Origin of the sequence: Salinilacustrithrix flava, assembly GCF_041228405.1 — a bacterium.
In the GTDB taxonomy this organism is placed as follows: Bacteria; Actinomycetota; Acidimicrobiia; order Acidimicrobiales; family Salinilacustritrichaceae; genus Salinilacustrithrix; species Salinilacustrithrix flava.
This window is the reverse complement of record NZ_CP133888.1, coordinates 2,168,225-2,187,183: the sequence shown is the minus strand read 5'-3', so window position 1 is coordinate 2,187,183 and position 18,959 is coordinate 2,168,225. Positions and strand designations below refer to the sequence as shown.

General features: G+C 73.1%; 18 protein-coding genes. 9 read left to right on the top strand and 9 right to left on the bottom strand.

The window, feature by feature from the left end; genetic code table 11:
* The first annotated feature begins 6 nt into the window (after positions 1-6).
* Entirely contained in the window at positions 7-1,737 is a 1,731-nt protein-coding gene (locus RGQ06_RS10810; protein WP_432428980.1) for an N-acyl-D-amino-acid deacylase family protein, read from the top strand.
* Between the two features lie 64 nt (positions 1,738-1,801).
* On the opposite strand, the gene RGQ06_RS10805 is transcribed toward RGQ06_RS10810, so the two are convergent.
* Genes RGQ06_RS10805 through RGQ06_RS10795 form a run of 3 tightly spaced genes read right to left on the bottom strand, consistent with a single transcriptional unit; the run spans position 1,802 to position 4,075 of the window.
* The gene (locus RGQ06_RS10805; RefSeq protein WP_432428981.1) at positions 1,802-2,629 is read right to left on the bottom strand and encodes an acyl-CoA thioesterase; all 828 of its coding nucleotides are present in this window, start codon (positions 2,627-2,629) and stop codon (positions 1,802-1,804) included.
* Positions 2,630-2,639: 10 nt separating this feature from the next.
* Entirely contained in the window at positions 2,640-3,113 is a 474-nt protein-coding gene (locus RGQ06_RS10800) for a hypothetical protein (RefSeq protein ID WP_432428982.1), read from the bottom strand.
* A 5-nt stretch (positions 3,114-3,118) separates the two neighbouring features.
* The gene (locus RGQ06_RS10795; RefSeq protein ID WP_432429067.1) at positions 3,119-4,075 is read right to left on the bottom strand and encodes a potassium channel beta subunit family protein; all 957 of its coding nucleotides are present in this window, start codon (positions 4,073-4,075) and stop codon (positions 3,119-3,121) included.
* 71 nt (positions 4,076-4,146) lie between these two features.
* On the opposite strand from RGQ06_RS10795, the gene RGQ06_RS10790 reads away from it, so the two are divergent.
* Together RGQ06_RS10790 and RGQ06_RS10785 are read left to right on the top strand one after the other, a co-directional pair.
* Entirely contained in the window at positions 4,147-4,923 is a 777-nt protein-coding gene (locus tag RGQ06_RS10790) for an SDR family NAD(P)-dependent oxidoreductase (RefSeq protein ID WP_432428983.1), read from the top strand.
* Complete coding sequence (locus tag RGQ06_RS10785; protein ID WP_432428984.1) at positions 4,920-5,279, top strand: fluoride efflux transporter FluC; 360 nt, start codon at positions 4,920-4,922, stop codon at positions 5,277-5,279. The genes RGQ06_RS10790 and RGQ06_RS10785 overlap by 4 nt, the downstream gene beginning before the upstream one ends.
* A gap of 59 nt (positions 5,280-5,338) precedes the next feature.
* Here RGQ06_RS10785 and RGQ06_RS10780 read toward each other — a convergent pair whose 3' ends face one another.
* A complete protein-coding gene (locus RGQ06_RS10780; protein WP_432428985.1) occupies positions 5,339-6,223 on the bottom strand; it encodes a diacylglycerol/lipid kinase family protein in 885 nt (294 codons plus the stop codon).
* Positions 6,224-6,255: 32 nt separating this feature from the next.
* On the opposite strand from RGQ06_RS10780, the gene ligD reads away from it, so the two are divergent.
* Both ligD and RGQ06_RS10770 read left to right on the top strand, forming a co-directional pair.
* Positions 6,256-7,263, top strand: a complete 1,008-nt coding sequence (ligD, locus tag RGQ06_RS10775; protein WP_432428986.1) for a non-homologous end-joining DNA ligase — start codon at positions 6,256-6,258, stop codon at positions 7,261-7,263.
* A gap of 53 nt (positions 7,264-7,316) precedes the next feature.
* Positions 7,317-8,594, top strand: coding sequence for an alpha/beta hydrolase fold domain-containing protein (locus RGQ06_RS10770; RefSeq protein ID WP_432428987.1), 1,278 nt, complete (start codon positions 7,317-7,319; stop codon positions 8,592-8,594).
* On the opposite strand, the gene RGQ06_RS10765 is transcribed toward RGQ06_RS10770, so the two are convergent.
* Genes RGQ06_RS10765 through RGQ06_RS10755 form a run of 3 tightly spaced genes read right to left on the bottom strand, consistent with a single transcriptional unit; the run spans position 8,573 to position 11,063 of the window.
* A complete protein-coding gene (locus RGQ06_RS10765) occupies positions 8,573-9,772 on the bottom strand; it encodes a hypothetical protein (RefSeq protein ID WP_432428988.1) in 1,200 nt (399 codons plus the stop codon). The two genes, RGQ06_RS10770 and RGQ06_RS10765, sit on opposite strands and share 22 nt — an antisense overlap.
* 48 nt (positions 9,773-9,820) lie before the next feature.
* On the bottom strand, positions 9,821-10,738 hold the full coding sequence (locus RGQ06_RS10760; RefSeq protein WP_432428989.1) for an alpha/beta fold hydrolase: 918 nt from the start codon (positions 10,736-10,738) through the stop codon (positions 9,821-9,823).
* Positions 10,739-10,784: 46 nt separating this feature from the next.
* A complete protein-coding gene (locus RGQ06_RS10755) occupies positions 10,785-11,063 on the bottom strand; it encodes a hypothetical protein (protein WP_432428990.1) in 279 nt (92 codons plus the stop codon).
* A gap of 171 nt (positions 11,064-11,234) precedes the next feature.
* Here RGQ06_RS10755 and RGQ06_RS10750 point away from each other — a divergent pair, with 171 nt between their 5' ends.
* The 3 genes from RGQ06_RS10750 to RGQ06_RS10740 are packed head-to-tail and all read left to right on the top strand — an operon-like array spanning position 11,235 to position 12,883.
* Complete coding sequence (locus tag RGQ06_RS10750; protein WP_432428991.1) at positions 11,235-11,699, top strand: GatB/YqeY domain-containing protein; 465 nt, start codon at positions 11,235-11,237, stop codon at positions 11,697-11,699.
* Complete coding sequence (locus tag RGQ06_RS10745) at positions 11,689-12,654, top strand: patatin-like phospholipase family protein (RefSeq protein WP_432428992.1); 966 nt, start codon at positions 11,689-11,691, stop codon at positions 12,652-12,654. The genes RGQ06_RS10750 and RGQ06_RS10745 overlap by 11 nt, the downstream gene beginning before the upstream one ends.
* Before the next feature lie 16 nt (positions 12,655-12,670).
* Positions 12,671-12,883, top strand: a complete 213-nt coding sequence (locus RGQ06_RS10740) for an amphi-Trp domain-containing protein (RefSeq protein ID WP_432428993.1) — start codon at positions 12,671-12,673, stop codon at positions 12,881-12,883.
* 64 nt (positions 12,884-12,947) lie between these two features.
* Here RGQ06_RS10740 and RGQ06_RS10735 read toward each other — a convergent pair whose 3' ends face one another.
* Positions 12,948-14,090 (bottom strand): sterol desaturase family protein, encoded by a 1,143-nt coding sequence (locus tag RGQ06_RS10735; RefSeq protein ID WP_432428994.1) that lies wholly within the window; start codon positions 14,088-14,090, stop codon positions 12,948-12,950.
* Between the two features lie 60 nt (positions 14,091-14,150).
* Between RGQ06_RS10735 and RGQ06_RS10730 the strand changes: the two genes are divergently transcribed.
* Positions 14,151-15,008: a fructosamine kinase family protein gene (locus tag RGQ06_RS10730; RefSeq protein ID WP_432428995.1), complete on the top strand. Its 858-nt coding sequence runs from the start codon at positions 14,151-14,153 to the stop codon at positions 15,006-15,008.
* Here the strand turns inward: RGQ06_RS10730 and hrpA are convergent.
* The gene (hrpA, locus tag RGQ06_RS10725) at positions 15,001-18,930 is read right to left on the bottom strand and encodes an ATP-dependent RNA helicase HrpA (RefSeq protein ID WP_432428996.1); all 3,930 of its coding nucleotides are present in this window, start codon (positions 18,928-18,930) and stop codon (positions 15,001-15,003) included. The genes RGQ06_RS10730 and hrpA overlap by 8 nt on opposite strands.
* Positions 18,931-18,959: the final 29 nt, after the last annotated feature.

Sequence of the window (18,959 nt, the reverse complement as noted above, 5' to 3'; positions counted from 1 at the left end):
GCACCCATGGCCGAACACGATCTCGTCATCCGCGGCGGCACGGTGGTCGACGGCACCGGCGCCCCCCGCCGCACCGCCGACGTCGCCATCAGCGACGGCACCGTCACCGAGGTGGGCTCGGTCTCCGGGCGCGGCGCCCGGGAGATCGACGCCGACGGCGCCCTGGTCACACCCGGCTTCGTCGACGTCCACTGCCACTACGACGGCCAGGCCACCTGGGACGAGCGGCTGCAGCCCTCGTCCTGGCACGGCGTCACCACCGTGGTGATGGGCAACTGCGGTGTCGGGTTCGCCCCCGTCCACGACCAGGACCACGAGCGGCTCATCCAGCTGATGGAGGGCGTCGAGGACATCCCCGGCGCCGCGCTGGCCGAGGGGCTCCAGTGGGGTTGGACCGACTTCGCCGGCTTCCTCGACGCCGTCGACCGCCGCCCGCACGACCTCGACGTCGCCGCCCAGGTGCCCCACGCCGCCGTGCGCCTGCACGCCATGGGCGAGCGCGGCGCCGACCACGAGGAGGCCGCGACCCCGGAGGAGATCGCCGAGATGGGCCGGATCGTGGCCGACGCCATCCAGGCCGGCGCGCTCGGGTTCACCACGTCGCGCACCCGGAACCACAAGACCAGCACGGGCGCCTACACGCCGACGCTCACCGCAGCGCGCGACGAACTGGTCGGCATCGCCGAGGCCGTCGGCGCCACCGGCACCGGCGTGCTCCAGATGGTCGGCGACTTCCTCGACCTCGACCACGAGTTCGGCACCCTCGTCGAGATGATGCGAGCCTCGGGCCGGCCCCTCTCGTTCTCGCTGGCCCAGTCGCCCCTCGCCCCCGACCAGTTCCGCGAGCTGCTGAAGCGCCTCGACGCCGCCGTCGACGACGGCTTCGACATGCGGGCCCAGGTCGCGCCCCGCGCCGTCGGCCTGCTGCTCGGCCTCGACTGCACCCTCAACCCGTTCCTGGCCAACCCGGTGTGGCGCGAGGTCGCCGACCGCCCGCTGGCCGAGCAGGTCGCCACCATGTCCGACCCGGAGTTCCGGCGTCGCGTGCTCGAGGCCCACGAGACGGGCAAGGCCAAGGGCAAGCTCGGCGGCGGCCTCATCGGCGCCTTCGACCGCATGTTCCCGCTGGACGACCCGCCCGAGTACGAGCCCGACCTCGCCGACGCGATCACCGGCCAGGCCCAGCGTGCCGGCGTCGACCCGGCCGAGTGGGCCTACGACTTCATGCTCGGCGACGGCGGCTCGGCCATGTTCTACGTGCCGTTCCTCAACTACGCCGAGGGAAACCTGGACACCACCCGGGAGATGCTGGCCCACCCCCGCACCGTCCCCGGCCTGTCCGACGGCGGCGCCCACGTCGGCACCATCTGCGACGGGTCGTTCCCCACCTTCCTGCTCACCCACTGGGGACGGGACCGCCAGCGCGGCGACCTGTTCGACATCGAGTGGCTGGTGCGCCAGCACACCCTCGAGACCGCCCGCACGGTCGGCCTGCTCGACCGGGGCGTGCTCGCCCCCGGCATGCGGGCCGACCTCAACGTGATCGACTTCGACCGCCTCGCCGTCTCCCGCCCCGAGATGCACCACGACCTGCCCGCCGGCGGTCGCCGGGTGCTCCAGCGGGCCACCGGCTACCGCCACACCGTGGTCGCCGGCGTGGAGACCTACGCCGACGGCGAGGCCACCGGCGAGCTGCCCGGTCGCCTGGTCCGCGGCGCCCAGCCCGCCCCCGGCTGACCCATCTGTTCGTTGGTGTGGAACCGACCACATCCGGTCACATCCGGACCAGCGAACGCTGGGTTCAGTGGCGCACCCGGCGGAGCAGGACCTCCTGCACGACCGTCGCGGCGTGCACGCCGGCTTGGGAGAAGACCTCGCCGATGGCCAGCCCGCGCGCGCCGGTGAGGTTGTGGCCGCGCAGCTCGTGCAGGTGCCACTCGGCCGGGTCGAGGGTCCGGTGGAACCAGATGGCGTGGTCGAGGCTGGCGTTCATGAACGTGCGCTCCCAGTCGCCTTCGTCTCGGACCAGCGTGCGATCGGGGTGCAGGGCGATGGCGCCATCGGTGGGGAGGTCGTCAGACACGTAGGAGATGGCGCACGCCCGCAGCAGGGGGTCGTCGGCGACGGGCTCCACCATGCGCAGCCAGGCCCGCGACAGGCCCGCGTCGGAGCGGCGCATGTCGCCCACGGGACGGCGGTCGAACACGTGGCTCCACCCGTCGGAGAGGTGGTCATCCGGCGACCCGGCGTCAGGCGAGAGGGAGACGGCCTGCACGTCGGCTTCGTCCTCGACGACGTGGAACGAGGCGGCCAGGTTGAAGATCGCCCCGATGGACTGGCGCGCCACGACGCGCCGGGTGACGAACGAGCGCCCGTTGCGGATGCGGTCGACCTCGAAGCGGATCGGCTCGGTGTGGTCGCCGGGCCGGATGAAGTACGCGTGCAGCGAGTGGGGCAGGTACTCGGGCTCGACCGTGAGGCCCGCCGCCCGGAGCGCCTGGGCCACGATCTGGCCGCCGTACAACCCGCCCCACGGGTAGCGGGGCCCGACGCCCACGTAGGTGTCGGCGCCGTGGGGCTCCAGGGCCATCATCTGGTCGAAGGTCGCCTGTTCGGTGTCGTCACCCACCCGGCGAGTCTTACCGCCGGTGCACCGCCGCCCGCCAACGTCCGGTGAGAGGGATGCGGGTCAGCGCCCGCGACGCGATCAGGGTCCACGCGAGGACCTGGTCGAGGGGGATGTCGATGGGCACCCACACGACGAGGCCCCGCTTGGAGTGGTCGGCCACCACACGCCAGCGGTCCGGGAGGGTGATGTCCTTCTCGGCCAGGTGGCCCATGGCGTCGGCACCCGTCCCGTGGAGGATGCCGATCGACATCGGCTCGGGCCGGCGCCGCTCGACATCGGCCGGGACCCAGGTGGCACGGGGCACGGCGGGGCCGCGCCCGGACACGATCTTGCCGAACAGGTTCTGCTCCGGAGCCGGGAACCGATCGTCGATGGCGGGGTCGAGGGTGACCCACCCGGCGCCCCCGGCGAGGTCGGCCATGGCGGACAGCACCTCACCGGGCGCGTCGGGATCGAACTCCAGGAACTCGACGTCGACGCCCACGTCGGTCAGAAGATCGAGGCGATCCGCTCCGTGGTGGCGTCGTCGAGGCGGCCCAGCACCTCGATCGCCTTCATGTTCTCGGTGACCTGCTCGACCCGGCTGGCGCCGGTGATGACCGTGGACACGTTGGGGTTCTTCGCGCACCAGGCCAGGGCGAGCTGGGCCGGGGTGGCGTCGAGCTCGTCGGCGATGCCCATGAACTCGCGCACCTTGGCGTTGACCTCCTCGTCGGTGACGCGGTCCTTGATCCACTCGTAGCCCTCGAGCGCGGCGCGGGAGCCCTCGGGGATGCCGTCGACGTACTTGCCCGTGAGCAGGCCCGACGCGAGGGGCGACCAGATGGTGAGGCCGAGGCCGATGTCCTCGTACAGGCGGGCGTACTCCTTCTCGACCTTGCGGCGGGCGAGCAGGTTGTACTGCGGCTGCTCCATCACCGGCGCGTGCAGGTGGTGGCGCTGGGCGATCTCGTAGGCGGCCCGGATCTCGTCGGCCGTCCACTCCGAGGTGCCCCAGTAGTAGGCCCAGCCGCGGTCGATGGCGTCGGACATGGCCCAGACCGTCTCCTCGATGGGCGTGTCCGGGTCGGCCCGGTGGCAGAAGACCAGGTCGTAGGCATCGAGGCCGATGCGCTCCAGCGACGCGGGGATGGCCTCCAGCAGGTACTTGCGGTTGAGCGTGAGGCGGCTGTTCGGGCTGTCGTGGATGCCCCAGTAGAACTTGGAGGACACCACGTACTCGTGGCGCTTCCAGCCGTTCTTGCGGATGGCCTCACCCATCAGGCGCTCGGACTCGCCGCCGGCGTAGGCCTCGGCGTTGTCGAAGAAGTTGACCCCGGCGTCGAAGGCGGCGCCCATGCAGTCGGCGGCCAGTCCCGAGTCGAGCTGGGGACCGAAGGTCACCCAGCTGCCGAAGGACAGCACGCTGACCTTGAGTCCAGAACGTCCGAGGCGGCGATATTCCATGTCCATGGCTCGCACCCTACGAGCGCCGCATCGGAGCCGCACCGCGAGCCCGTCGGTGGTAGGCACCCTCCATGACCGAGCAGCCCATGACCGAGCAGCCCAGCACCACCTCCGACGAGTTCGCCGGCCGCGTCGCCATCGTCACCGGTTCCTCGAGCGGCATCGGCGAGGAGATCGCCCGCCGGCTCGCAGCCGGCGGTGCGAACGTCGTGGTGAACTCGGCGTCATCGGTCGAGGCCGGCACGGCCGTGGCCGAGTCGCTCCCCACGGAGTCGATCTACGTGCAAGCCGACATCAGCGACGGCGACCAGTGCCGGGCGCTCGTCGACGCCACCGTGGAGCGGTTCGGCAAGCTCGACTACCTGATCAACAACGCCGGCTGGACCACCGTGGTCCCCCACGACGACCTCGACGCCCTCACCGACGAGGTGTTCCGGCGCACGTTCGACGTCAACGTGTTCGGCACGTGGTGGCTGACCAAGGCGGCCATGCCCCACCTCAAGGCGAGCGACGACGGCAACGTCGTGTCCATCACCTCGCTCGCCGGCGTGCGCCCGGTCGGGTCCTCCATCGCCTACGCCATGACGAAGGCGGCGCTGAACCACATGACGCTGCTGCTGGCGAAGTCCCACGGCCCGGTCCGGTTCAACGCCGTGGCGCCGGGCCTGGTCGACACGCCGTGGACGGCCGACTGGGGCCCGATGCACGAGGCGGTGTCGGCCATGGCGCCGGTGCCCCGCAGCGCCACGCCCGACGACTGCGCCGAGGCGACGCTGGCCCTCATCCGGAACCGCTACACGACGGGCCACGTCTTCCTGGTCGACGGCGGCCTCTCGCTCGTCGGTTGACCGCGCTCGCCGTCGCCGTCGCCGGTGCGCTCGGCGCGCTGCTCCGCTGGCGCATCGGGGTCGCCATCGGGCTGCGGTCGTTCCCGTGGGCGACGCTGGCGGTCAACGTCGTCGGCTGCTTCGCGCTGGCCGCCGTGCTCGCCGGCCCCGGAGCGACCCGCTGGTCGCCCACCACGACCACGGCGGTGGCCGTCGGCCTGCTCGGCGCGTTCACGACGTTCTCGACCTTCGGCTACGAGACCTTCACGCTCCTGCGCACCGACGAACCCGCCCGGGCGGCGGCGTACGTCACCCTCTCCCTCGCCGGCGGCCTGGGAGCCAGCGCCCTCGGCTGGGTCGTGGGCCGCAGCCTCTGAGAACTGGCAGCAGCCGCGGAACGCGTTCCGCAGCCGCTGCCAGAACGCTGGGGCGTGGGTCAGACCCGGGCACCGGCGATCCGGAGCGCGCCGGGCACGACCTCGCAGGTGACGGGGAGCGGGCCGAGCAGGTCGCCGTCGGCCCACATCTCCACCGCCGGGGCGTCGGCATCGGCGGCCTCGACCACCACGGTGCGACCGCGGTAGGTCGCGACGTCTGGGTGCTTCACGTGGCCGCCCCGGAAGACTCGCGGGAAGACGCGCAGGAACGTGCCCCGGCCGACGTCGCCGATCACGACCGCGTGGAGGAGGCCGTCGGCGGGCTGGGCGTCGGGGCAGATGCGCATGCCGCCGCCGAAGTAGGCCGTGTTCCCGATCGAGAGCATCGTGGTGTCGGCGTCGTGGGTCGTGCCGTCGACCGTGATGCGGGCGCGGATCGTGCGGAGCCGTGGCATCTGGAGCACCGTGGCCACCGTGTAGCGCTGCTGTCCGCGTGGCCAGCGCAGGCCGTTGGCCCGATCGGTCACGTCGCCGCTGAAGCCGAAGGTGGCCACGCTCGCCACCCAGCCGTGGTTCGTCCGCATGGCGTCGACCGGCACCGGGGCGGCGAGTGCCCGGCGCACGTGTTCGTCGAGCTTCCCGTCGAGCAGGCCGAGCGCACGGGCGAAGTCGTTCCCGGTGCCCTGGGGGACGATGCCGAGCCCGATCCCCGACTCGGCGACGGCGTCCACGGCGATGCGCACGAGGCCGTCGCCGCCGACGACGACCAGGCGATCGTGGCCGTCCGCCACCGCGCCGCGGGCGGCGGCCGCCGAGGCCTCGGCCGAGTCCGCCCGGAGGAGGGCTGCTCGCCGCCCACCGGCGCGGATCTCGTCGACGACGCGCTCGACGTCTCCCGTCCCGCCCCGCGCTGCGGGGTTCCCCAGCACCTGCACCTCGGTCACCTCTCGCACCGTAGGCCGCTACCGTCCCGCCGATGGCGACCTCCGACGCCGTCGAGCTCGAGATCAGCGGCCGCACGGTGCGCATCACCAGCCCCGACAAGGCCTTCTTCCCGGAGCGCGGCGAGACCAAGCTCGACCTGGTCGAGTACTACCTGGCCGTGGAGGAACCCTTCCTGCGGGCCGTGGGCGGGCGGCCGACCCTGCTGCAGCGGTTCCCCGACGGCGTGGGTGCCAAGTCCTTCTTCCAGAAGCGGGTGCCGAAGGGCGCGCCAGGGTGGCTGCGCACGACGACCATGAGCACCCCCAACGGCACCACGTCGAACGCGATGGTGCTGGAGGACATGGCCCACGTCGCCTGGGCGGTGAACATGGGCTGCCTCGGCTTCCACCCGTGGCCGTGCCGGGCCGACGACCCGGGGACCACCGACGAGCTCCGCATCGACCTCGACCCCTCCCCCGGCGTGGACTTCCCGATGCTGCGCGAGGCGGCCCAGGAGCTGCGCCGGCTGCTCGACGAGGACGGCCTCGCGTCGTTCCCCAAGACCACCGGCAACCGGGGCATCCACGTGCACGTCCCGATCGGCCCGGGCTGGGACTCCTACGACGTCCGCCTCGGCGCCGTGGCGGTGGCCCGGGAGCTGGAGCGCCGGCGACCGGAGCTGATCACCGCGGGGTGGTGGAAGGAGGAGCGCGGCAGCCGCGTCTTCGTCGACTTCAACCAGAACGCGCCGCACAAGACGGTGTTCGGCGCCTGGTCGGTCCGGGCCCGGCCCGGCGCGCAGGTGAGCACGCCCTTCCGCTGGGACGAGCTCGACCAGATCCACCCCGACGTGCTGACGATGGAGACCGTCCCGCCGAGGGTGGAGGAGAACGGCGACCCGTGGGATGGCATCGACGACGTCACCCAGTCGCTCGAGCCCCTGCTCGCCCGCTCCGCAGCCGACCGCCAGGCCGGGTTGCACGATGCGCCGTGGCCGCCCGTCTACCCCAAGATGCCGGACGAACCGCCGCGGGTGGCCCCGAGCCGAGCCGCCCGCTGACGTCGCCCGCGACGGGGTGGCGGCCCCGCCGCATCGGGTGCGAGGGTGACCGGATGGAACGAGGCACGAAGTACCTGCTCTCGAGCTCGATGCGGGCGCTGCACGCCGCCAACGCCCGCAACCCGATCTCCCGGTCGGGCCCCCTCAGCCTCCCCTCCTTCGCCTGGGGGCTCCCGGGCTCGGAGCTGCCCCGGCCGCACATGGCACTCCACGCGGCGTCGATGGCCTGGGCGATCGCCCGGGGATCGCACCGGACGCTGGCCGGGAAGGCCGGGCTCGCCCTCACGGCGGCGTCGATGGCGACCCTGTGGAAGGTCCACCAGCAGTCGACCGACGCCCAGCAGCTCGTCGAGCGTGCGCTCCGGGACCAGCTCGGCGACGACTACCGCAGCCGCATGGCGGAATCTCCCGTCGAGGCGACCCGCACCAAGCTCCCCACCCTGCCCACCCGCTCGGTGCGCAAGCGCTACGTCGACAGCGGCCACATCCAGTACAGCGAGTACGGCCGGCGGACCACCCTCGACGTGTGGAAGCGACCCGACCTGCCCGCCGACGCCGGCGCACCGGTCGTGGTGCAGGTGCACGGAGGCGCCTGGGTCCTCGGGGACAAGGAGGGCCAGGCGTACCCGCTGATGGCCCACCTCGTGGAGCGGGGTTGGGTCTGCGTCTCGGTCACCTACCGGCTCAGCCCCCGAGCGACCTGGCCCGACCACATCGTCGACGTCAAGCGGGCCCTGGCGTGGGTGAAGGACAACATCGCCGACCACGGCGGCGACCCGAGCTGGGTCGCGCTCACCGGCGGCTCGGCCGGCGGCCACCTGTGCGCCCTCGCCGCGCTCACCCCGAACGACCCGCAGTTCCAGCCCGGCTTCGAGGACGCCGACACCGCAGTGCAGGCCGCGGTCCCGTTCTACGGCGTCTACGACTGGCTCAACCGCGACGGCACCGGCCGCGACGACCTCACCAAGCTGCTGGTCGACCGGGTGGTCAAGCAGCCCTTCCAGTCCGCTCGGGACGTGTACGAGCAGGCCTCGCCCATGACCCACGTCGGCGACCACGCCGTGCCGATGATGCTGCTGCACGGGACCAACGACAGCCTCGTGCCGGTCGCCCAGGCCCGGTCCATGGTCGACATGCTGCGAGCCGAGTCGAAGCAGCCCGTCGTCTACGTCGAGTACCCGGGGGCGCAGCACGCGTTCGACGTGTTCTCCGGGAACCGCACCGACGCCGCGGTCGCCGGCATCGAGCGGTTCCTCAACGTGGCGCGCGGCGAGGCCGGCCAGCACGTCCACGAGTCGGCCAGCGAGCCTCAGCCCTCCTCGATCACGTAGCCGACGCCGGGCACCCACCGGGCCTCCGGCGGGATGTGCTCGGCGGACTCCACCACCCAGCCGACCCCGGCGACCCACCGGGTCGGGCCCGCCGGCGGCGACGGCACGTCCTGCTGCGTGGTCAGGTCGGCGTTGCCCCCGTCCCCCGGTCCTGGACGCGACGGCGACGCACCGACCTGCGTCGGATCCGCGTCGAGCTCCGGGTGGCGCCGACCCTGGGGACGGGGCTGGACGGTGGTCGGCGATGCATCCGGCCGGCGGGGCGGCACGGCTGGCGCCGGGCGGGACGCCGGCCGGGAGATGTCCCGGCGGGGCGGTGGTCCGCCGACGAGGCGGGGTTCGCGACGGGGGCGACGCTGCGGGGGCGCGGGTTCGGCCAGCAGCGCAGGCGCGGCCCGCCAGAACAGGGAGAGCACGATGCCGGCCGCACCGAGGGCGCCCAGGGCGATGGCGGGCAACCGGGTCTCGGCCACCATCGCCCCGACCAGGGCGGCGATGACCTCGGACTGATCGGGCGCCACGCGCCCGGCGAGCGCCGGGATGCCGTACGCGACCGCGAGCACGAGGGCGGACAGCATGACGGCCCAGATCCCGGCGCGCCGGATCACCGCCGGCCGGTTCGAGGTGATGACCAGGGCGAGGAGCGCGCCGACCGCGGCCACGCCGGCCAGGATCGGCACCGCGGTCAGCAGGCCCCTGCGAACCGGGCCGAGGTTCGGCACCCGCTCGGTCGGCAGCGAGACCGCGACCTGGGGGGCGGCCGGGAGCACGCCGTCCAGCTCCGGTCGGGCGGCGACGAGCGCATCGCGGCCGGCGCTGCCGAACGCACCGGGGTCGACCGTGCGCGGCACGTCGCCCTCGCCGAGCATCGCTTGGTGCGTGCGGACGAACGCATCGACGAAGACGGCCTCGACCGCCGGAGACTCGAGCGCCTGGGCGGCGCCGGCCTCGACGGTGGCGTCATCGACCGGGAACCCCTCGGGCAGCGAGGCCTGCACGCCGTCGGCGACGTTGGCCGCCAGGCGGGCCCGGACCGCCTCGTCCTCGTAGAGCGCCTCGGCGACGCGCTCGGAGCGATCCGGGTCGAGGACGGTGCGCGTCAGCAGGAAGCCGGACCAGGCGAGGGACCCGATCCACAGGCTGATGCCGAGAAGGGCGGCGGCGAGGGCGCGACGCACCAGCCCATGATGGGCCACCCGTGCCGCGGCAGCGCGGCAACCGGCCGTTCAGCGGTCGAGGAACCGGTCCAGGTGCTCGGCCAGCACCAGGGGCTGGTCGCCCTGGATGGAGTGGCCGGCGTCGGCGACGGTGACGATGTCGGCATCGGGCTGGCGCTCGGCGAACAGCGCTCGGTCGGTCTCGTCCACCACCGGGGAGCGGTCGCCGATCAGCAGCAGCAGGGGCACGTCGACGGCGGCCAGGTCGTCCCACATCGCGGCGAAGTCGAGATCGGCGCGCTGACCCTCGACCAGCTGGGTGCGCTGGTGCCGCCACACCCATCGGCCGTCGTCGCGCTGGACGGCGTTGTGCAGGATGCCCCGCCGCAGTGACGACTCGCTGCGGGTGGGGTTGAAGGCGACGGTCCGCTCGAGGATCTCGTCGAAGCTCTCGAAGGACTCGGGTCCGGCGAGGAAGGCGACCACGTCGGAGGCCTTCTCCCGGTCGGCGCCGGGGGTGACGTCGACCATCACGAGGCGGCGGACGAGCTCTGGGGCCACCACGGTGACCTCGAGCGCGGTCAGGCCCCCGAGCGACATGCCCACGACCGCGGCTGCGTTCGGTGCGTGCTCGCGGACGGCGACCGCGACGTCCTCGGCGAAGGACCGCGGCCCCACCGGTCGGGTCGGGTCCACGTCGCCGCTGTGCCCGTGACCGGGGAGATCCAGTGCGAGCAGCGGCCGGCCGAGGGCGAGGGCCACGGTGTCCCACGTGTGGGCGTTCTGGCCGCCGCCGTGGAGGAGCACGACCTGGGGCGCATCGGAGCCCCAGCGCAGGCCGCTGAGCATGCGTCCGCCGCCGAGGTCGGTCTCGACCCGGCGCACGGTCGGCGGGCCGTGCCAGTCCAGGCCGGCTTCTTCGGCGTTCTCGTGGAACAGGCCGAGCTCGTCGTAGCTGCTCGGATCGGAGGAGGAGGCGGCTGCCATGGCCGGACTCTAGGACCGTCGTGACCGACCCCCGGGAGCGACAGGCTCAGCGCCGCTCGCGCAGCACCAGCTCCAGCTGTCGCGAGCCGGTCGCGTCGCCCTCGCGGCGGCTCGGCTCGGTCGCCCAGGTGATGGTGCCCCCGCCGAAGTCCACGATGGCGATGACCTCGGGGGCGACGCTGAAGGCCAGGGCGGTCACCGCGTCGCGCACCTCGACGAGGAGCGACCGATCGGTGAGCACGACCACCGACGCCTCCTCGAAGACGGGTCGGCCCGCGATCGTGGCGCGCAGACGGGCCGGCTCGACCGGCTGGCGGAGCGCCACCAGGGGCGGTGCACGCCGGTCTGGATCTGGGGATGCTTCGAGGGCCACGGGTCTCCGCCGATCGTCGTCCCGGGCGATCGTACGGCAGCTCCCGTCCGCCGCTGCTGTCGGAGCCATGGCGGATCGGTGCCACGTGGGGCAGGCTCGGGGCACCCGACCCGGAGGAACCCGATGAGCGATCTCGCCCAGCGCATGCAGCAGGACCTGACCGACGCGATGAAGGCGCGCGACGAGGTGCGGGTGGCCACGCTGCGCATGGCCATCTCCGCCGTCCGCGAGGAGGCGGTCTCCGGCAAGCAGGCCCGGGAGCTCAGCGACGACGACGTCGCCAAGGTCCTGCGCACGCAGGTGAAGCGACGGGACGAGGCCGCCGAGGCCTTCCAGGCTGCCGGGCGCGAGGAGCAGGCCCAGCGGGAGCTGGACGAGCGGGCGATCCTGTCGGCGTACCTCCCCGAGGAGCTGGGTGACGACGAGCTCGAGGCCCTCGTCGACGAGGCCCTGGCCGCCGGTGGGTTCACCGAGCCCTCGCAGATGGGCCAAGCCATGAACGCGACGATGGCCGCCGTGGCGGGTCGGGCCGAGGGCAAGCGCGTCTCCGCGATGGTGAAGGCCAAGCTGACCGACCATGGCGGCTGAGACCGGCCGCACCACGGCTGCCGTGGTGCTCGGCAGCGGTGGTGCGCGCGGGTACGCCCACATCGGCGCGCTCCAGGTCATCCTCGAGCGCGGCTTCGACATCGTGTCGATCGCTGGTTCGTCCATGGGCGCGCTGGTGGGAGGGGTGCACGCTGCGGGCTGCCTCGACGAGTACACGGCGTGGGTCACCGGGCTCCGCCAGCTCGACGTGCTGCGCCTGGTCGATCTGTCGCTGTCGGCCGGCGGGGCCATCCGTGGGGAGAAGGTCTTCGCCATCGTGCGCGAGATGGTGGGCGACCTGCAGATCGAGGACCTCCCCATCGCGTTCACCGCGGTCGCCACCGACCTGCTCGCCCACCGCGAGGTGTGGTTCCAGGAGGGCTCGCTCAGCAACGCCATCCGCGCGTCGATCGCCATCCCGTCGCTGTTCACCCCGGTGGTCTCCGGGGACCAGCTGCTGGTCGACGGCGCGCTCATGAACCCGGTGCCGATCCTGCCGACGCTGTCGGCCAACGCCGACATCACCATCGCCGTGCACCTCTCCGGCGAGGTCCGCCGCCACTCCCCCACCCGCCCGAGCGCGCCGATCACCACCCCGGTGCTCGAGGACGACGCGGTGGGCGGTCCGGTCGATGCGCCGGGCCTGCGCCAACGGGCCGCCCGCTTCTTCGACTGGGAGGCGGTGCGAGCGATGCTGAGCCGGGATGACCCGAGCGATCGCCCGCCACCCGCCGGGGTCGACATCGCCGACGTCGGCCGCCTCGACATCGTCAACCTCGCCTACGAGGTCATGCAGGCGACCCTCACCAGCTACAAGCTCGCCGGCTACCCGCCCGACGTCCTCGTCGCCATCCCCAAGGCCAGCGCCCGCACCTTCGAGTTCCACCGTGCGCCCGAGCTCATCGAGCTCGGTCGGGAGCGGACGGAGCAGGCGCTCACCGAAGCCGGGCTCTGACTGCGAGACTGGCGCCATGATCGAGCACGAGTCCGAGCAGACCATGGGCCGGGAGGCCGCCGCCGACAAGCTGCGCGAGATCGCCGACCAGCTGTCCCGCCACAACGAGATCGCCTTCGACCTCGACGGGCTCAAGACGTCGGTCAAGGTGCCCAACGAGGTCACCTTCTCGGTCGAGGTCGAGGTCGGGGACGACGGCAACGAGATCGAGATCGAGATCTCCTGGTAGCCCCCCGCTGAAAATTCCGTTGATCCGAACCACCGGCGGTGACGGATCCACGGGATTTCGGTCGTCAGGCGGCGGTGACGGCCTCGTCCGGGTCGTCCACGATGGCGTCGCCCTCGGCCGCCAGCTGGCGGTGGCGCTCGTGGGCCCAGCCCGGGCCCCGCAGGACGAAGCCGAGGCGGTCCCGCCACGAGGTCGAGCCGGCGACGTCCCGCACGATGTCGCGGTACTCGTGGGTGGCCACCTTCACCGGGTTGTACGTCTCGATGTTGGTCGTGAGCCCGTAGACGACCCGTTCGTCCTCGCGCTCGAAGGTGCCGAACAGGCGGTCCCAGACGATCAGGATCGACCCGTGGTTGCGGTCGAGGTACTGGCGCTGGGAGCCGTGGTGCACCCGGTGGTGCGACGGGGTGTTCAGCACCTCCTCGGCCGTGCCGAGCGTGCGGATCGTCTCGGTGTGCACCCAGTACTGGTAGAGCAGGTTGAGCGCACGAGCCTGGGTGAGCAGGTGCGGTCGGATGCCGAAGCGAGCCATGACGCCGTACGGCAGCCACAGCCCGAGCACGTCGGCGACGGGCTGGCGCAGCGCGGTGGACAGGTTGTATCGCTCCGAGGAGTGGTGGACGACGTGGATCGCCCACAGCGCCCGGACCTCGTGCATGAACCGGTGGTTCCAGTAGTAGAGGAAGTCCCACCCGGCGATGGCGACGAACCACGGCAGCGGCCCGGTGCCCCTGTCCCGGTCCGCGCCGCCGGCCGCCCACTGCTCGTCGGCGTTCGTCCGGGCCGCGAACGACGTCGTGACGGCCAGCGCACCGGCGCCGACCGCAACCGGGCCGGTGACCCGGCGGGCCCGCCGAGCGAGGCGACCGAGGCGCTGGCGCGTGGTCGGTGCGGCCTCGTCGTCGGAGCGATCGGCCCGCTCGACCAGGCGATCGGCCACCGTCGTCGCGACGGCAGCGGCCGCTGCGACGCCGACGAGCACCTTGCCGTACCGGCCCTTCCCCGGCACCACGTGGCGAACCAGCTTCGGCAGCACCAGCGGGATCGCCAGCGAGCCGAGGCCCATCGCCAGTGACGTCGCCGTGTCCTGGGGCGTGTAGTCGGCCGGGCCGGGGCCCTGCTCGGCGGCGCGCGCCCGCAGGTAGCGGTGCTCGGCGGCCATCGTCCCGAAGTAGATCGGGATCGAGGCGACCGTGAGGTCCAACATCACCGGAGATCGTGACAGATCGGACAGGGCGGCACCGAGCCGGGCGGTACGGTCGCCTGGGTGGACGAGGTCCTCCGAACCGCGATCGCTGCCGCGCTCGGCGCCGAGCCGGTGACCCTCGCCGCCGTGTCGGGCGGGGACGTCGCCGCCGCCTCCCGGGCCGAGCTGGACGACGGGCGCCGCGTCTTCGTCAAGACCCACCACGACCCGCCCCCCGGGTTCTTCACCACCGAGGCCACCGGCCTGCGCTGGTTGCGCGACGTGGGCTCGGTGCTGGTGCCCGAGGTGCTGGCGGTGTCCGACGACCCGCCGTTCCTCGCCCTCGAGTGGATCGACGAGGGTCGGCCCGGTCCGGACACCGAGGCCGACCTCGGTCGCGGGTTGGCCGAGCTCCACCTCGCCGGTGCGCCGGCGTTCGGGCGCGAGGACCGCCGCACCACCGGCAGCCGGGGCCTGCCCAACGAGCCCTGCGAGACGTGGGCCGAGTTCTACGCCACGCAGCGCCTCCTCCCGCTGGCCCGCCTGGCGCGGGATGGCCGCGCCCTGCCGGACGCAGCGATCGCCGACCTCGAGCGGGTCGCCGCCCGGCTCGACGACCTCGGCGGTCCGGCCGAACCACCGGCCCGGCTGCACGGCGACCTGTGGGCCGGCAACCGCCTCGTCGACCGCGACGGACGCAGCTGGCTGATCGACCCGGCCGCCCACGGCGGCCATCGCGAGTTCGACCTCGCGATGATGCGTCTCTTCGGCGGGTTCGGCGCCGGCTGCTTCGCCACCTACGACGACGTGCACCCGCTGGCCGACGGCTGGGAAGCGCGGGTGCCGCTGCACCAGCTGGCGCCCCTCGTCGTGCACGCCATCAAGTTCGGCGGCGGCTACGTCGCCGGCACCGAGCGCGCGCTGGCCCAGCTCACCTGATGCGCTGGAGGCGCTCGCGGATGCGCTTCTCGCTCACCGACACCGCGGTGCCGAGCTGCTGGGCGAAGAGCTGGACGCGCAGCTCCTCGATCAGCCAGCGCACGTCGTCGAGCGCCGCGGTCAGGCCGTGGACCGAGACCGCCTCGGCGTGCTCGGCCTCCAGGCGGGCGATGGTCCGGAGTCGCTCGACGTCCTTGGCCGGCCCCTCCCGCAGCTTGTCGAGGCGGGCGTCGATCGCATCCAGGTAGCGGGGCAGGTGGGCGAGCCGATCGGTGCCGATGCTGACGACCATGCCGTCGAACACCAGCCGGGTGAGCTGGTGGGTGACGTCGTCCAGCGAGGCCGACCACGAGGTCGGCGCCGGCTGTGCCAGCCGCTCGCGTAGGCGCTCGGCGTGCTGCACCACGCCCGACAGCGTCGTCACCGCGATCACCAGGTCGTCGAGCCAGCGGTCCTGCACCCGCCGGCGGAGGGCGACGTAGCCGTCCTCGTCGAAGGGCGGGCCGCCGGCATCGAGCAGGAGCGCGTCGAGCACGCCGTGGAGCGCGTCGTCGACCGCGGCCGTGACCGTCCCGTGGGGCGCGGCGGTGAGACCGAGGAGCACCCGAGCGTCGAGCCGCTTCTGCAGGGCGCGAGCCGGCTTCCCCAGCTGCAGGGCGAGCAGCCGGCGGACGCCGTTCCAGTGCAGGGCCCGCTGCTGGTCGACCGACGCGAGGATGCGCACCCCGACGGAGTCCTGGGTGTCGATCACGGCCGGGTAGCCCTGCACGGTGAACCCGTCGACGGTGGACTCCACCACCCGCGGCAGGGTCCCGAAGGACCACGACGTGAGGCCGCTGCGCTCCAGCTCGGGCGCCTGGGACACGACCGTGGCGCGCACGTGGGCCCGGAGCCGGCGCTCCAGCTCGCGCAGGTCGTCGCCCTCGGCGAGCGTGCGCCCCTCGCCCACGACGCGGTAGCGGGGACGGAGGTGGCCGGGCAGCACGAGGTCCGACCACATGTCCGGGGTCACGGGCACGCCGGCCATCCGGCTCAGCTCGGCCGCCACGACCTCGCGCAGCGGTCCGTCGTCCGGGCCGACGCGCTCGAGCACTTCGGCGGCCCGGTCGGGTGCCGGCACGAGGGAGCGACGGACCTGCTTGGGCAGGGCCTTGATGAGGCTGGTCACGAGCTCGTGGCGCAGTCCGGGGACGAGCCACTCGAAGGGCGCGGGGTCGGTGCGGTTCAGCACGGCGACCGGCACCTCGAAGGTCGTGCCGTCCGATGCCTGTCCCGGCTCGAACTCGTAGTCGATGCGGATCTCGGCGGGCGCGTCCTCCCACCGGTCGGGGAAGGCGGTGTCGTCGACGTCGGTGGCACCGGGCACGACCAGGTCGGCGACGGTGAGGTCGAGCAGGTCGGGCTGGTCCTGCTGGGCGTCGCGCCACCACCGGTCGAAGCGGCGGACGTCGGTGACGTGGTCCGGGATGCGGGCGTCGAAGACGTCGAACACGTCGTCCTCGCCGACGAGGATGTCCCGCCGTCGGGCCCGGTCCTCCATCGCCCGGACCTCGGCGACCCGGTCGGCGTTGCGCTGGACGAACCCGTGGTGGCTCTCCCACTCGCCCCGCACCAGCGCGTGGAGGATGAACAGCTCCCGCGCCATGGCACGGTCGACGCGATCGAGGTTGATCGCCCGGCCCTCCACGATGGTGAGGGCGCGCAGCCGGACCCGCTCGATGACCTGGGCGGCACCACGGTCGGGGTTCCAGTGGGGCTCGTCGTAGGTGCGGGTGACCAGGTGGCCGGCGGCCTGCTCGATCCACGACGGCTGGATGGTGGCGGCGGTGCGGGCCCACAGCCGGTTGGTCTCCACGATCTCGGCCACCATCACCCAGCGGGGCGGGCTCTTCGACAGCACCGACCCGCGGCCGAGGGCGAAGCGCGCGTTGCGGGGCCCGACGTACTCGACCGGGCCCTTCGGGCCCCGACGTCCCGACCCCTTCGCCGGGGTCGGCTCCTCGCTGTCGTCGCGGTTGCCGACGTTGGCGAGCAGCCCGGCGAGCAGGGCGCGGTGGATGGCGTCGGCGTCCGCGCCGCCCCGGTCGATGCCGATCTTGAGGCTGCGCACCACCTGGCGGATCTGGGTGTAGACGTCCTGCCACTCCCGGAGCCGCACGAAGTGCAGCAGCTCGTCGCGGCACTCCCGCCGGAACCTCGACGACGACAGCTCGCGCTGGCGCTCCTTCACGTGGTCCCAGAGAGCGAGGTAGCCGAGGAAGTCGGAACCGGGCACCCGGAACCGGGCGTGGAGCTGACCGGCCCGCTCCTCCTGGCCGGTGGGGCGCTCGCGCGGGTCCTGGATGGAGAGGCCGGCCACGATGACCATGACCTCGTGCACGCACCGGTTCCGTTCGGCCTCGAGCACCATGCGTCCGAGGCTGGGGTCGAGGGGCAGGCGGGCCAGCTTGGTGCCGATCTCGGTGAGCCGGCGGTCGTGGGCCGGCCGGTCGGGCTCGAGGGCCCCGAGCTCCTCGAGGAGGAGGACGCCGTCGGCCACGTTGCGGCGGTCGGGGGGCTCGACGAAGGGGAACGACTCGACGTCGCCGAGGCCGATCGCCGTCATCTGCAGGATGACCGAGGCCAGGTTCGTCCGCAGGATCTCGGGCTCGGTGAACTCCGGGCGGCTGTCGTAGTCGTCCTCGGCGTAGAGGCGGATGCAGATGCCGGGCGCGACCCGACCGCAGCGTCCGGCGCGCTGATCGGCGCTGGCCTGCGAGATCGCCTCGATCGGCAGGCGCTGCACCTTGGTCCGCTTGCTGTAGCGGGAGATCCGTGCCGTGCCCGGGTCCACGACGTAGCGGATGCCCGGGACCGTGATCGAGGTCTCGGCGATGTTGGTGGCGATGACCACCCGCCGCTTCGTGTGGCGGGCGAACACCCGGTGCTGCTCAGCCGAGGAGAGCCGGGCGAACAGCGGCAGGACCTCGGTGCCGGGCAGCCGGAGGCCCTCGACCGCGTCGGCCATGTCCCGGATCTCCCGCTCCCCCGACGCGAACACGAGCACGTCGCCGGGACCTTCGCGCACCAGCTCCTGCACGGCGTCGGCCACGGCCTGCACGGTGTCCTGGGGCGGCTGGCCGTCGTCGTCGGGCCGGTAGCGGAGCTCCACGGGGTAGGTGCGGCCCGACACCTCGATGATCGGCGCCGGGCCCCGCTCGTCGGCGAAGTGCTCGGCGAAGCGCTCGGTGTCGATGGTGGCGGAGGTGACGACGACCTTGAGGTCCGGCCGCCTCGGCAGCAGCTCCTTGAGGTAGCCGAGGATGAAGTCGATGTTGAGGCTGCGCTCGTGGGCCTCGTCGACGATGATCGTGTCGTAGCCGAGCAGCAGCCGGTCCCGCTGGAGCTCGTTCAGCAGGATGCCGTCGGTCATCACCTTGAGCCGGGTGTCGGGGCCGACCTGGTCGGTGAAGCGCACGGCGTAGCCGACCTGGCCGCCGACCTCCACGCCGAGCTCCTCGGCCACCCGCTCCGACACCGACCGGGCCGCGATCCGGCGCGGCTGGGTGTGGCCGATGAGACCCCGCACGCCGCGACCCAGCTCCAGGCAGAGCTTGGGCAGCTGCGTGCTCTTGCCCGACCCGGTCTCGCCGGCGACGATCACGACCTGGTGGTCGCGCAGGACCTCGAGCAGCTCGTCGTGCCGGGCGGTGATCGGCAGCTCGTCGGGATACGTCGGCACGACCGCGGAGGACCGCTTGGCCTCCACGGCGGCGATGGACCGCTCCAGCTCGGCGGCGATCGAGCCGAGGGCCTCCTGGCGGGCCTGGCCCTTCTTCCGCTTCAGGTTCCCGAGCCGCCGACCGAGCCGGTGCGCGTCGGCGATCGAGGCCTCATCGAGGCGCTCGCGGAGCGTGGCGGGAGACGGGGCGGTTGGTCCCATGGCAGCCGCCCAGGATGCCATCGCCCGGC

Coding starts and splice junctions, on each gene's coding strand:
- RGQ06_RS10770 (WP_432428987.1), top strand. CDS start 7,317: ATGGAACGAGGCACGAAGTACCTGCTCTCGAGCTCGATGCGGGCGCTG.
- RGQ06_RS10750 (WP_432428991.1), top strand. CDS start 11,235: ATGAGCGATCTCGCCCAGCGCATGCAGCAGGACCTGACCGACGCGATG.
- RGQ06_RS10745 (WP_432428992.1), top strand. CDS start 11,689: ATGGCGGCTGAGACCGGCCGCACCACGGCTGCCGTGGTGCTCGGCAGC.
- RGQ06_RS10795 (WP_432429067.1), bottom strand. CDS start 4,075: ATGGAATATCGCCGCCTCGGACGTTCTGGACTCAAGGTCAGCGTGCTG.
- RGQ06_RS10735 (WP_432428994.1), bottom strand. CDS start 14,090: ATGTTGGACCTCACGGTCGCCTCGATCCCGATCTACTTCGGGACGATG.
- hrpA (WP_432428996.1), bottom strand. CDS start 18,930: ATGGGACCAACCGCCCCGTCTCCCGCCACGCTCCGCGAGCGCCTCGAT.
- RGQ06_RS10810 (WP_432428980.1), top strand. CDS start 7: ATGGCCGAACACGATCTCGTCATCCGCGGCGGCACGGTGGTCGACGGC.
- RGQ06_RS10740 (WP_432428993.1), top strand. CDS start 12,671: ATGATCGAGCACGAGTCCGAGCAGACCATGGGCCGGGAGGCCGCCGCC.
- ligD (WP_432428986.1), top strand. CDS start 6,256: ATGGCGACCTCCGACGCCGTCGAGCTCGAGATCAGCGGCCGCACGGTG.
- RGQ06_RS10760 (WP_432428989.1), bottom strand. CDS start 10,738: ATGGCAGCCGCCTCCTCCTCCGATCCGAGCAGCTACGACGAGCTCGGC.
- RGQ06_RS10790 (WP_432428983.1), top strand. CDS start 4,147: ATGACCGAGCAGCCCATGACCGAGCAGCCCAGCACCACCTCCGACGAG.